Here is a 14,326-nt window from a genome sequence, read left to right as displayed (position 1 = left end):
ACCATGGGCAGGATATTCAATAGCATATGAGACTACCGCTTTTTCATCTACTTCTGGTATTCTGTTTTTTAATAGTGGCTTACTTCGGCTGATCTCTTTCAAGGCTAATTCGCCTCCTTCTGCTCCTCATCTTGGGAACGTGAGAAATTCTAAAGGGAATGAGGGGATAAGTGACAGCCCATGCTATGCGTGGGCCCACTTACTCGTTCCCATAGGCTTCTCACGGCCTCCAAGACGGGTAATGTTGGGCCTGCGCTTTTTGTTTAGTCCTATCTGCGCTCCCGCCGACTATAAGAAATCAAGCTAGATTATATGGAATTGATAATCGGGTCACCAGATTCGAAAGGAGATTTGTTTGGCTTAAACCGGATAGATAAGTATTGTTTAATCATCTTCTTTAAAACAATTTTTATGGAAAGTTTATTAGCCGTTCTAAACAGGATTACTCCGTATGGCTCTGAGCGAGGCTTTGTTGAGCTCTGTTGGCACCAATTGAGCAAGGTGATCACCAGTAAAGAAGCAGATGCCTGGTCATCCGATAAACGAGATCATTTCATGGTATTTGCCAATTTTTTCATTGTTACTGCCAGGGCTGTTTTTACTCTTAAAGATGCCTTGATTAAGTCTGATGCATCCGATTTGAATGAAATTTTGCTCATTGAATTGGCGGAGCCTCTGGATGATTTAGAGGAATTTGCATCTGCTGTGGAGTATGATGAATTGGTGGAAACGATTGATGAATATGTGGAGATAATTTTGGACCAGACCAATTATTCATTAGACACAACGAAGATAGAATTTGCGGCAGGGTATTTTAAAATGTTCTTCTTAACCCTCCACGCTTTGAATATAGAAAAGCATATTGAAAAGGTATCCAAATTTACTTACGATAAAACTTGATTTATGAATAAAGAGATTAACGTATTAAATAAGCTTCATGCTGCATTTACCGCTATGCCAGTTTGTTTTAGGGAGCGAGTTTGTGAAGAGTGTGTCGGCTCCCCCCAAAATTTCGGCCACAAGAATTAGAGTTATAAATTAATTGATTTATTAACTTTAACCTAGTAATATGAAAAAGAAAAATTTTACAGAAAGTCAGATAGTAAGTGCTCTTAAAAGACAGGAAGTGGGGATGGCAGTTAAAGATATCGCCCGTGAACTAGGGATTAGTGAGGCAACCTTTTATAACTGGAAGTCAAAATATGGAGGCATGGAATCCAGTGATGTCAAGCGGTTAAAGGAGCTTGAATCTGAACATGCTGAGCTCAAAAAGATGTATGCAGAACTTTGTATTGAAAATCGGGCGATGAAAAACCTAATTGAAAAAAAGCTCAAATTGGATTTGCAACAAAAAAATGGACAACTTATTAAGCTGCTTGTTTTAGAATAGATTTGCCAAATTCTTCGGGAGTCAAATAGCCTAACATTGAATTTCTGCGCTGCCTGTTGTACCATATTTCTATGAACTCAAACAGTTCTCTTTTTGCGACATCAATTGAATCGTATACAGTATGGTAGCCAGTTTCCGATTTAAGGATCTTGAAGAAATTCTCCATTACAGCATTATCCCAACAATTACCCTTTCTACTCATACATTGTTGTACAGCATTGCTCTTTAGCAGATTTCTGAACTCATGACTGGCATACTGTACACCTCTGTCTGAGTGAAAAATGGTATTGGGGGCCACGGATCTGTTTCTGACAGCCATATTCCAGGCTGCAACAACAGTTTCTTTGGCCGTCATACCAGTACTCATTGCCCACCCAACAATCTTTCTGTCAAACAAGTCCATGATAGCTGTTAAATAAAGCCAGCCACTTTTTGTCCGGATATAAGTCAAATCAGATACCCATTTCTCTGATGGTGCAGTGGCAGTAAATTCTCTATTGAGTCTATTGGCAGAGACTTCCAGGTTATGGTTGGAATCTGTTATACATACTTTGAACTTACCCCTAATAACACTGCGAAGCCCTTTATTTCTCATGATCATGGCCACTGTGGGTCTGGAGGCATATAATCCCATAGACCTAAGCTCTGCAACTATTTTAGGGCTGCCATATCGGCCTTTGCTTTTGTGGTAGATATGTTCAACCTCTTTACAAAGGACTTCTTTGTCCATGGAACGCTTTGATGGTTTTCTCCTAAACCAGGCATAATAACCACTACGACTCACTTTGAATACCTTGCACATTTTCTCGACATCAAATTCTGCCTGATGGTCCTTTATGAACCTGAACATTTGTTGTCTTCCCTGGAGAAAATGCTCACCGCCTTTTTTAGTATCCGATTTTCCATTTCTGCTTCCTGGAGGGCTTTCTTAAGGGTTTGGATTTCTTTCTGCTCCGGTGTCAGATCTTGTTTCCCATTCCCAGGAAAACTACGGGTATCATGCACACCATACTCTCTGCTCCAGCGACGAACCATATCAACGCCTATACCCAATTCTTTTGCAACAGTTCCGGCTGGTTTGCCACTACGATGCAATTCTACTGCCATCAGTTTGAAGGATTTATCATAACTCCTTCTTTCTTTTTTACTCATTGTATTCAAAGTTAAGAAAAGAGCTTAACTATATGTTCACTCAAAGGTAGCAGTTCCATAGTGGAGATGCTAGCTGGATTATGAATGAAAAGCTTACGTTTATGGGTAGGAGAGAGGGAGAATTGTATCCTGCCAAAAGCAGGATACAATAAGGGTTGCAACGTAATACATTTATCATTTAACCGGTTGCAATTTTGCGGCATATTGGCTCATAATGCCCCATATCTTTTCAAATCCTGTTAGCAGTTCTTTGTTCACACCGTTCAGTCCTTCTAGTTCAGTATTGGTGACTAATAACATGCCATAACCTTTGGCGGGGCTAAAGAAGAGGAAAGCAGTAACTCCTCCATCGCTGCCGCTATGTCCGATGATACCATTTTTTTTCATGGCATAGAACACACCAATATTAGGCTCTCCGGGATCTATATTCTTTGGCTTATAAGCAGCTGAAAATGCAGGTTGTAACATGGTGGTGTAGGAGGCAGCAGTAAGAACCTTTCCTTTGCCTTCTTGCCCTGCAATATTCTCTTTCAAAAAAAGACTCAGCTCATGACAGGAGGTGGTAAGTCCGCCATCCGGATAAGTAACGGAACTGTATTTTGGATAGGGTACTTTGAGGCCGGTGTATAAGGTTGCCAGCTTTGCCTGGTCTGCGGTGGCGGTAGACCAGGTGGTATGCGTCATCTGCAATGGCTGCAGAATGTATTGTTGTGTGTACTGAGCGAAGGGAATACCTGATTTAAGTTCTATCAGCCTAGCTGCCAGGTCAGAACCGATATTGGAGTATTCATATCTTTTGCCTGGTGCGGCTTTATCAAAATTATTATTTGAATAATAAGTGCCTGACGCGCTTAGATAATCCTGGAGAAAGGCGTCTAAAGTAGTGTCTTTGCCTTCTGCACCATAACCTTTTGATTTCAGTACACTGTAGATGGGATTGTCTTCCTGCAAGGGGGTATTGTATAAGTATGTCTTTTTGTATACAGCAGGGTTATCCGTTATCCCTGAAGTGTGCGTAACGAGATGTTTTAACGTGATGGGTATTTCAGGCTTGTACGGATGTTGTACTTTAAAAGGTAAAATACTGTTGATGTCAGTGTCCAGTGTGAACAGGCCTTGTTCGATTGCTTTCATCACTGCCATACCAATAAATAGTTTGCTGATAGAAGCAATCGGTTGTACCGTAGTAGTGGTATAAGGAATGCTTTTTTCAAGGTCAGCGAATCCAAACGCATGTTCGTATAAAATACTATCACTGTTTACAATAGATACGCTGAACCCCGGAAAACCGTTCTGCTGGTATTGTGTAGTGAGTGCGGCCGTTAGCGCATCAGCAGCCGACTGCCCCCTGGCACAATCAGCATTGCAGATAAATAAAAGAAGGAGAAAGAGTTTTCCAACGGTTTTTTCAACAGAATCCTGGTGTACACCTTTCATATTAAAAAAATATATATTAATGTAAGGACGGTTATTTTAATGGGAACTTTTTATAGCGTGGCTATTTCCCTTTTGGAGAAGGCAATATAATTAAATTCTGAATTCATTTGTATTGAAACTGAAAAGTACAGTAAATGCAATAGAGGTGCGGAAAGTAAGAATTTTTTGAGTTACAACATAAAAATGTTCAGAAAAGTTTTGCACTTAGTTTTTATTTAATATCTTTGGGGCGAATAAAAGATCGAATAAAGATTTTTTCTGATTATCTCAAAATACCTTAACTAATGTGTTCAAATTATTTTTAAGCAGATAAATTTTGAGCAAAGACAAATCTCTCAAAAGAAACCAGAAACAAAAACCCTATTAACAACTTTAGCGACCCGTTTGTAGATGTAAATGCAATCCCCTAAAGATTATATTTACATCAGAAGTGCCCACCCCTAAGGGCTTTGTATGTTTGTTATTGGTTTTATTATCACAGGTTTATTTGTATTTATTGATTCTTAGTGTGCTGTAGAAGCTCCTAATGAATAACCCTTACTTATGCAAAAAGTGTCACCTATCCGTTATGGGATTGAGGATATGTCGTGCGTTACAGACATTCTTTTGGCCCTGCAGCATCAACATGAAGTAGGACTGTTTTTTGTTGAAAATAGTCAGGATAACTTATTTGTTTCTTATGCTTCATTGTTTGAAAAGGCAGCTGCTCTATTAAGCGATTTCCATGCTGCCGGTATTGTGGCAGGAGATGAAGTAATATTAGTAGAGGAAGATAATCAGCGTTTCCTGGTTGCTTTCTGGGCATGCCTGCTCGGTAAAATTGTTCCTGTGCCGGTATCGGTGGGAATCAAGGACAGTCACCGTTTAAAGCTATTGAAGATATGGAATGAATTATCCCGTCCTTATATCTTCACCCGTAGAGATTACCTGGAGAAGTGGATCACTTTTGTGACAGAACAGTCTCTGTCGTTTGAGAAGTATATGCCGGCAGAACGTTTTGCTGATTCGGAGAAGCAATCATCATCAGCAGCTGCAACAACCGCTGATATTATTATTGCCCCTTCGGATACTGCATTTATTCAATATTCTTCCGGTTCTACCAGTGCGCCGAAAGGAGTGGTACTAACGCATACAAATCTTATTCATAATACATTTGCTATTGCGGAAGGGATGAATGCTACAGTGGAAGATATTATGCTGAGCTGGATTCCACTGACACATGATCTGGGCATGATTGCCTTTCATCTCACAGCTACACTGCTGGGCTGTAACCAATATATTATTCCTACATCCCTTTTTATACGCCGGCCACTGATCTGGATGGAACTGGCACACCGGTATAAAGCCACCATCTCCTATTCCCCGAATTTCGGCTACCAGTATTTCCTGGATGCATTAACAGCAAAAGAAGATATTACATGGGATCTCTCTTCATTACGCGTTATACTGAACGGCGCAGAACCTATACTGTCTGCTGTTTGCCGGAATTTTACCAGGGAACTGGGGGTATTTAAATTGCCATCCAATGCCATCAATCCTTCTTATGGTCTCGCTGAAGCATCTGTAGGTGTTACGGGATACCGCTCTAACACGCCCCTGAAGGAGTATTACATACCAAGAACAGCCCTCCAGCAGCACTATCAATATCTGCCGGAACTCCATACAACTCCGCAACAAGGCTATGTAAGTTTTGTAACAACAGGCCTCCCCATCCGCTATTGTAATATTCGTATTGCTGATGAAAACGACCAGGAGTTGGGCCTCAGAACAATAGGACATATTCAGATAAAAGGCAACAACGTTACTGCCGGATATTATAATAAAAGTCTCAATACAACCCTGTTCACGGAAGATGGATGGCTACGCACCGGTGACATGGGCTTTCTGGATGAAGCCAGCGAACTGGTTGTTACTGGCAGAGAGAAAAATATCATCATCCTGCAGGGACAAAATTATTATCATCACGATATAGAACAACTGTTGTTCAATATAGGTAATATTTCCTTAGGTAAAGTGGTAGCCTGCGCAGATGCAGGCAAAGGAAATGAGCAGGAAGTTTTCCTTGTATTTGTGTTATATAAGAAACCGGTGGAATCTTTTGCGGCCTTGATCAAAGAGATCAATAGCCGGCTGGCCGACCACCTCGGTGTATTACCGGATCATATCATTCCGGTGAGGGAAATTCCCAAAACCACCAGCGGTAAAATACAGCACCATGCTTTGGTAGAAAAGTACCGCAACGGTGATTTCACAACACTGCTTGCTGCAATAGAAACACACTACAACCTGCGTACACGGCTACATGAACTTTGGAACGAAGTACTGCGTAATAACACAACAGATAATCAGCAGCACTTTTTTGCTGCGGGTGGAAGCAGCCTGCTTGCCATGCAGCTGCTGTCGCAGATTGCAGTAAGATTCAATAAACAAATTACCCTGAAGCAACTGTTTGAAAACAGCTCCCTGGAGCAACTGGAACAGCTGTTACTGGAGGCACCCGTTCAAACAACATCGCTTCGCATTACACCTGCTACTGAAGGCAGTCCCTGGCCATTATCCCATCAGCAATTTCGCTTCTGGACAATTGAGAAGCTGAATGGGAACGGTCACATGCATCATATTTTCAAAGCTTACCGGTACAGCGGGCAGGAGCCGGATGGGGACTTATTGGAAGCAGCTGTCCACGAACTGTTGCGCAGGCACGAAGTGCTGAACACCATTATCGTGGAGCATGATGGAGAGCCACAACAGCAACTCATGCGTCCTTCTCCGGACCGTCCTTTTTTCTTCCGTCACGATATTACTGCAGATACTGGAGAGGTTATTCAATCGCTGTTAAGCAAACCATTTTTACTGGAAGAAGGGCCGTTATTTGCTGTTCATTTATTGAGAGAAGAAGAGGGAGGAGGCGTATTGTTATTCCTTATGCATCACATCATAGGTGATGGATGGTCAGCACAGGTAATCCTGAACGACCTCGTAAATATCTATGCTGCCGGGAAAGCCGGTACCGTACCAACTTTGCCGCAGCTGGCTGTTCAATACAAGGATTACGCCGTATGGCAGCGTAATGCTCTTAAAGACGATTCATTTATAAAAGCATCACAATTATTCTGGCAGCAGAAGCTGGCCGGGAATCTGAGCCGTCTTTCCCTGCCATCTTTCCGTGAAAGACCGGCACAGCCCTCTTTCAGGGGTGAAGTGATCCTGCAAGCACTACCGGCAACTATTTCCGGATCTGTGTTGGAGTTTTCGGCAACGCATGGTGTCAGCGTATTCAACGTGTTGTTGGCCCTCACCAATGTATTGTTTCACAAATACTCCGGGTTGAATGATATACTCATTGGCACTTCCGTTAATGGTAGAATCACCGGCACCTTGCTGCCACAGGTTGGATTGTATATCAACATCGTGCCGCTGCGCACAGAGGTAGATGACTCCCGCAGTTTCCTCGATCTTATAAAAACTATTAGCAGGGAATTGCCGGAAGTGCTGGACCATCAGGCATTCCCGTTCGATATGATTGTGGAATGCGCCGGTGTAAATGCCAGTGCCGCCGGTCGCGTGCCCCTGTTTGATATACTGGTGGAATACCAGGCATACGATCATGAATCCGCCACCGTTCTGTATCAGGACGACAGCGCGGCTACTACTTTAACGCCCTTCGAAATTCATAACGGTACTGCACAGCTTGACCTGAACCTGGAGTTTATTCAGGTCGGCGAAACACTGTATATGCGTCACTGTTATAGCACCGATATTTATACAGCTGAAGACATACGTCGCTTTATAACCCATTTTGAAAAAATTTCCGCAGATTTGCTGTCTGCGCCGGAAGTCCCTGTCAGCAATGCTTTGCTCATGACAGCAGCCGACCACCAATGGCTCAATGCCTTGAATGACACCGATCGGCCATTCAAACTGCAACAAACGGCTGATTATCTGTTGGATGAAACCGTACAACGCTTTCCTGATAAAGCAGCTGTCATCTGCGGGCAACGTACCGTTACTTATCAACAATTGTTCGACGCTGCTACGCAGTTAAGTACACTTATTAACGTATATGACACTACGAAAAAATATCATATAGTAGCCATTCTGATGGACCGGTCGCCGGAGTTCATCAGCGCCATTTATGGCGTGTGGAAAGCAGGCCAGGCCTATGTACCCATACATCCATCCCTGCCTGAAGACAGGATAGATTTTATGTTACAGGATGCAGGTGCCGCTGTGCTGATCACAGAAGAAAAATATCTGCCAATTGCAGAGTGGCTTGCAGCCCGGCGTAATAACCTGCAGATAATTATTGCAGACGAGAAAGATGGTTACCGGTTCCAGGAAGGATCAGTCATACAACCTGTATCAGCTGCTGCTATACCCAAAAAGGTGGACACACTCGCTTATGTAATCTACACCTCCGGATCTACCGGCAACCCCAAAGGGGCTATGGTAGAGCATCAGGGAATGCTGAACCACATCTTCGCCAAAATCGGGGATTTGCATATGGATGCATCCAGCATAGTAGCTCAGAATGCTTCACAAAGTTTCGATATATCCGTATGGCAGTTTTTTGCGGCACTCATTACCGGTGGAACCGTAGTGGTGTATACACAGGAGTTAATCCTGGATGTACCGGCCTTTATCTCTGCTATTGGCAAGGATCATATCACAATTCTGGAAGTAGTGCCCAGCTATCTTTCTGTGATGCTGGATGAAATAGAAAATATGGAAGCTGGTGAAACATTTGTAGCCCTCGCCTGGTTAATGGTTACCGGCGAAACCGTGAAACAACGGCTGCTGGCAAGATGGTTCCAGACATTTGAAGTGCCTGTTGTAAATGCCTATGGACCTACGGAAGCATCTGATGACATTACCCATCACATCATGCATTCGCTGCCGGAAACTCTCATTGTACCTATAGGTAAAGTACTGCCGAACTTTAAGATATATGTAGTTGATAAAACCGGTCATCTTTGTCCTGTTGGCGTTTCCGGCGAAATATGGGTGTCGGGTATTGGCGTCGGCAAAGGATATTTGAATGATCCTGTTAAAACGGCAGCAGCCTTTGCTACAGATCCATTCCGTAGCGGGCCATCTGCAAGGCTGTATAAAACCGGCGACATAGGACGTTACCTGCCGGATGGTGCTATCGAATTCCTCGGCAGAAAAGATCAGCAGGTAAAAATACGGGGCAACCGTATTGAACTGGAGGAAATAGAAGCGCACCTGACCCGCCTTGATAGCGTGAAGGAAGCAGTGGTAATGGTGAGAGAAGATCAGCGGGAGGCTTACCTGGTAGCTTTCATCACCGCTACAGGTACTGTTGTACTGGATACTTTGCAGCTGCTGCACTTGCTGGCAGCTAAAATTCCGGAGTACATGCTGCCTGCATGGATCATGGTGCTGGAACAACTGCCACTCACACCAAACGGAAAAATTGACCGCCTTTCACTGGCAGATGTACTACCCTGCGAAAGCAGCACAAAAATATGGAAGCAACCGGCTACCGTCACAGAAATTGCGTTGGCAAACATCTGGCAGGAAATATTGGCTAAAGAGGCCGTTGCTGCAGATGATCATTTTTTCCTGCTCGGTGGACAGTCTCTGAAAGCCACCCGTGTGGTATCACAGGTATATCGCCGGCTACAGACAAAAATTTCTGTGAAGGATGTTTTTGCTTTCCCCGTGCTAGAAGAGCTGGCAAAAATAATTGACAGCATCAGCGAAAAACAATACGTGCCTATTGTATCAGTGAAGAAAAGCAGTACAAGTACTTATCCGGTTTCCAACGCTCAGAAACGGTTATGGCTCATAGATCAGCTGGAGGAAGACCTGGTGGCCTACAACGCTTATGCTACCTATGAGCTGCAGGGCGCTATGGACGTGCCTTCTCTGGAACGTGCTGTCGAAACAGTGGTAACACAACATGAAATACTCAGGACCACCTTTGAACTAAAAGATGGAGAACCTGTGCAACGCGTACATGACTACGCTGCATTACCCATCTCCCTGGAATGTTTTGACTACAGAGACGGTAGTAAAAGCAGGGAAGAAGTTATAGATGGCCTGAAGCAAACGGCGAATACCGCCATGGACCTCTTACACGGGCCGTTATTTAAAGCAGTGGTATGTTTGATGCCTGATGATACCTGCTTTTTCTTTTGCATGATGCACCACATCATTTGCGATGGCTGGTCTAACAACCTGCTTATCCTGGAAGTATTTGAGCATTATCACCTGTTTTCCGGGAATCAGGCGGTGCCCACCACCCCGTCCGGAATACAGTATAAAGACTATGCTGCATGGCAACAGGAACAACTGAAATCCCCGCTTTTCGTTGCCCATAAAAATTACTGGCAACATATTTTTGCTGATGAACTGCCGGTACTGGAAATGCCAGTGCTGAAAGCCCGCCCGGCTGTTAAAACCTATAACGGACGTATTGCCCACCACCTGTTCCCAGCCAAACAACTGGCTGCACTGAACAAGCTGGCACAGGAAACCAATAACAGCCTTTTTATGGTGCTGCAGGCTTTGATACACGTATTGCTATACAAGTATACAGGCCAGAAAGATATTGTTATTGGTACCATGACTTCCGGAAGAACACATCCCGATCTGGACAAGCAAATTGGATATTTCCTGAACACCGTACCATTGCGTAATATACTGAACCCTGAAACCGTTTTCCGGCAATGGTTACAAACAGTTGCCGCCAATACGCTGGAAGCATTCGTACACCAGGATTATCCGTTCGATATGCTGGTGAATGACCTGGATATTCCACGCGATATGAGCAGGAACCCGCTGTTCGATGTTGCACTCATCCTGCAAAACTTTGAACATGACGAAGCATCCATGCTGCAGTCAAGTCTGCAACAGTTCCGTGTTACACCGGTATCGCCGGAGGTAATGCAAAGTATGTTCGACATGGATTTTGAATTCCAGGAAACACCACAGGGATTGGCACTCCGCCTGAATTATAACACTGATATTTTCGAAGGGGAACAAATGCATGCACTGATCCTTCACCTGGGAACACTGATAGATCAGGTGTTACAGCACCCTGACCAAGCCATAGGCCACATCTCCATACTGACGGAAAATGAACGGCAGGCATACTTGGAAAGGTATACCACCAAAGACTATCCGCTGGAGCAGACATATTTTCATTATCTCGAAAAGTATGCTATACAAACGCCGGATAAACCGGCAATGATATACAAAGATACCCGCCTTACCTATGCGCAGCTGAATGAACAGGTGAACCAGCTGTCGCGTGTTATCAGCAAAACAGCCGTACCCAAACTGGAAGAGTTGATAGCTGTTTTCATGCACCGTGGCGAAAGGATGGCCGCAAGCATACTGTCTATCTGGAAATGTGGCGCAGCCTATCTGCCACTGGAAAGAAAACTGCCGGACAACAGGATCATTGCTATCCTCCGGGAAGCAGGTGTGAAGCACATCCTGGCCGACCGTGACTGCATCACACCCTTGTTAGCAGAAGCCTTAACGGATCAATGTATCATTCACTATACAGATGAACTGTTTGCCGCAGCAGCACAGGAATCCGGGGAAAATTACGTGGTGCCGCTGCCTCCTGATCCGCTGGCATTTGTGATCTTTACCTCCGGTTCTACCGGCCAACCCAAAGGTGCTATGCTGGAGCATACAGGTAAAATGAACCATGCACATAACAGCGCAGAGTATCTGGAAATGGATGCCGATACCGTACTGGTACAAAATGCCTCACATGGTTTTGACATTTCTGTATGGCAGTTTTTCAACGCTTTCGTAAACGGTGGTACCACTGTCATTTACGATGATGCGTTGGTGAATGACCCGGAAAAATTCCTGCAACAGCTGATCGCAGATAAGGCCACCGTATTGCTGGTAGTGCCTTCCTATCTCTCCCTGTTGCTCGATATCATAACCCAGGATGTAGCACGATATCCATTATCCCTGCGTTATCTTGATTGCGGTGGTGAAATCGTAAAACCTTCGCTTGTAAAAAGATGGTTTACCTGTTACCCGCATATCCCTATAGTAAATGATTACGGACCAACAGAAGCATCAGACAGCAGTGCACGTAATGTGCTGCATCCCGGTATGATATTTACAGATACTGTGCCTATAGGCATTCCATTGCACAACGTGCGCAGCTACATCACAGATGAATTCATGAACCTGGTGCCAGACGGCGTAATAGGAGAGCTGTGTATTGGTGGTATCAATGTAGGACGTGGTTATCTCAACAACCCCGAAAAAACCAGTGCTGCATTTATGGAAGATCCTTTTGCAGATGGCAGGGAGCGCCTGTATAAAACCGGCGACCGGGCCAGGTATCTTCCTGATGGTTTGCTGGAATTACATGGCCGTAAAGACCATCAGGTAAAAATAAATGGGCACCGTATTGAGCTGGGCGAAATAGAAGCACGTCTGACACAACTGCCATATGTTAATGAAGTAGTGGTGCTGGATAAGGAAGATGAAAAAGGCCGTAAGTATCTCGCCGCATTCCTTGTAAAAGCAGCTGATGATACCATCACTTACACGCATATCAAAGAGCTGGTAGCCCGGGAGCTGCCAGCCTACATGATTCCGGGGAAATTCCATTTTATGGATGCCATACCGCTAACCATCAATGGCAAAGCAGACAGGCACCTGCTGGCAAAAATACCATTGGAGCAGGAAGAAGAAAATATCATCTTCGAAGCGCCTGCGGATGCTATGGAACATATTGTGGCTACTGCATGGGAACAGGTATTCAAACGGCAGGCCACCAATATGTGTGAAAACTTTTACCAGGCCGGTGGTGATTCTATTACAGCTATTAAGCTGGCTTCACACATTTCACACCAGGGATATAAAGTAGAGATCCGTGATATTCTGCGCTATCCCTCTATCAGGGAACTGGCGCCGTTTCTCAGACAGGTGGCACAGGTAGCTGAACAAGGCGCTGTTACCGGTATAGTACCGCTTACACCTGTGCAGCAGGATTTTTTCCAAAGCGCAAAAATCAATCCCCATCATTTCCATCAATCCGTATTGATACATGCAAAAGCAGGCTTTGATTATACTGCTGCAAATGTTGCTTGGCAAAAGATCCAGCAATGGCATGATGCGTTGCGCATGACATATGCGGTGGAAGCAGATACTATTGTTCAGTATAACAAAGATGAAGACGAAACGGTAGCCCTGCAGGAACAGCAGATTACCGGGGTAAATGTGAAAGAACAGATAACCGCGGCGGCACACACCCTGGCTGTTGCTATTCATCTTTCGGATGGCCCGTTGTTACAGGGAGTTATCTTTCATACAGTTGAAGGAGATTATTTACTGATGATTATTCATCACCTGGTGATAGATGGGGTTTCCTGGAGAATATTGCTGGAAGATTTTACCACCTTGTATGAGCAGGGGCTAAATGGACAGCCGTTACTACTGCCGGCTAAAACGGCCGCTTTCAAACAGTGGGCAGAACGTCTGGCAGCATACGCTTCCGGTGAAGCGCTGGCTGCTGAAAAAGTTTATTGGGAAGAGATGGTAGCAGGTATTCCCGCTACTCATATTGTACCGGCATATTTGCCTGGAAAAATAAACGAGCTGTTAACCGAACGTATTTCTCTCTCTGCAGCATACACACAATTGTTGACTACTGGTGTGCATAAGGCCTTTAATACGGATATCAACGATATACTGCTAACTGCCCTTGCGCAGGCCACCAAAGATACTTTCAGCGTTCCGGCGGTGGGTGTTATGCTGGAAAGCCATGGCCGCGCCGAGCTGTGGGAAAATATTTCCACTGACCGTACCATAGGCTGGTTTACCAGCGAATATCCGGTATTGCTGATTGTTGATGATAAAGCCGATACGAGCCATCAGGTAAAAGTCATCAAAGAGCAGTTGCATCAGGTGCCCAACAAAGGTGTCGGATATGGATTGCTGCATCAGTATTCCCGCGACCAATTCACCTCCCGGCCGGATATACTTTTTAATTACCTGGGCCATGTGGCTGAACACCCACTCGGAAAAGCCTTTGAATGGCTGGGCAACGTTGCCGGCTGTGAAGAAGACCAGCAGAATAAGCAGGAGTATCCGGTAGAAATCTCCGGTATCATTAAAAACGGGCAGCTGGAACTGGCTGCTGTGTATCATCCTGCCTCGTTTGACGCAGCCACTGTTAACAGATGGCTGGATAAATATCTGGCCTGCCTGGAACGGCTGATCGACTATTGTGCCGCCAGGTCAGCAACCGAATTAACCCCCAGTGATTTCAGCTACAGCGGACTTTCACTGGATGAACTGGAAGAATTGAATAACATGTTAAGCTAAATCCCATAACCC

At 44.6% G+C, this 14,326-nt stretch carries 5 protein-coding genes and 2 pseudogenes; 3 read left to right on the top strand and 4 right to left on the bottom strand.

Annotated features, from left to right (window positions below):
• Nucleotides 1-117, bottom strand: a pseudogene (locus ACDQ55_RS21080) (IS481 family transposase); the annotation flags it as partial.
• Between the two features lie 294 nt (nucleotides 118-411).
• Between ACDQ55_RS21080 and ACDQ55_RS21075 the strand changes: the two are divergent.
• Nucleotides 412-900 carry a hypothetical protein gene (locus ACDQ55_RS21075; protein ID WP_420983622.1) on the top strand — a complete coding sequence of 163 codons (489 nt, stop codon included), beginning with the start codon at nucleotides 412-414 and terminating at the stop codon, nucleotides 898-900.
• Between the two features lie 169 nt (nucleotides 901-1,069).
• Nucleotides 1,070-1,330 (top strand): annotated as a pseudogene (locus ACDQ55_RS21070) (transposase); the annotation flags it as partial.
• Between the two features lie 37 nt (nucleotides 1,331-1,367).
• Here the strand turns inward: ACDQ55_RS21070 and ACDQ55_RS21065 are convergent.
• The 3 genes from ACDQ55_RS21065 to ACDQ55_RS21055 all read right to left on the bottom strand — a co-directional run bounded on the left by ACDQ55_RS21065 (nucleotide 1,368) and on the right by ACDQ55_RS21055 (nucleotide 3,979).
• Nucleotides 1,368-2,240: an IS3 family transposase gene (locus tag ACDQ55_RS21065; protein ID WP_420983621.1), complete on the bottom strand. Its 873-nt coding sequence runs from the start codon at nucleotides 2,238-2,240 to the stop codon at nucleotides 1,368-1,370.
• A complete protein-coding gene (locus ACDQ55_RS21060) occupies nucleotides 2,225-2,542 on the bottom strand; it encodes a transposase (protein WP_420983620.1) in 318 nt (105 codons plus the stop codon). Before ACDQ55_RS21060 ends, ACDQ55_RS21065 begins: the two co-directional genes overlap by 16 nt.
• A gap of 174 nt (nucleotides 2,543-2,716) precedes the next feature.
• Nucleotides 2,717-3,979 (bottom strand): serine hydrolase domain-containing protein, encoded by a 1,263-nt coding sequence (locus ACDQ55_RS21055; protein ID WP_420983619.1) that lies wholly within the window; start codon nucleotides 3,977-3,979, stop codon nucleotides 2,717-2,719.
• A 543-nt stretch (nucleotides 3,980-4,522) separates the two neighbouring features.
• Between ACDQ55_RS21055 and ACDQ55_RS21050 the strand changes: the two genes are divergently transcribed.
• Entirely contained in the window at nucleotides 4,523-14,314 is a 9,792-nt protein-coding gene (locus ACDQ55_RS21050) for an amino acid adenylation domain-containing protein (RefSeq protein ID WP_420983618.1), read from the top strand.
• Nucleotides 14,315-14,326: the final 12 nt, after the last annotated feature.

Source organism: Chitinophaga sp. 30R24, from assembly GCF_049056765.1.
Lineage (GTDB): Bacteria > Bacteroidota > Bacteroidia > Chitinophagales > Chitinophagaceae > Chitinophaga.
The sequence above is the reverse complement of the archived record's forward strand: the minus strand, read 5'-3'. Positions and strand labels throughout refer to the sequence as shown.

Coding starts and splice junctions, on each gene's coding strand:
- ACDQ55_RS21055 (WP_420983619.1), bottom strand. CDS start 3,979: ATGAAAGGTGTACACCAGGATTCTGTTGAAAAAACCGTTGGAAAACTC.
- ACDQ55_RS21075 (WP_420983622.1), top strand. CDS start 412: ATGGAAAGTTTATTAGCCGTTCTAAACAGGATTACTCCGTATGGCTCT.
- ACDQ55_RS21060 (WP_420983620.1), bottom strand. CDS start 2,542: ATGAGTAAAAAAGAAAGAAGGAGTTATGATAAATCCTTCAAACTGATG.
- ACDQ55_RS21050 (WP_420983618.1), top strand. CDS start 4,523: ATGCAAAAAGTGTCACCTATCCGTTATGGGATTGAGGATATGTCGTGC.
- ACDQ55_RS21065 (WP_420983621.1), bottom strand. CDS start 2,240: ATGTTCAGGTTCATAAAGGACCATCAGGCAGAATTTGATGTCGAGAAA.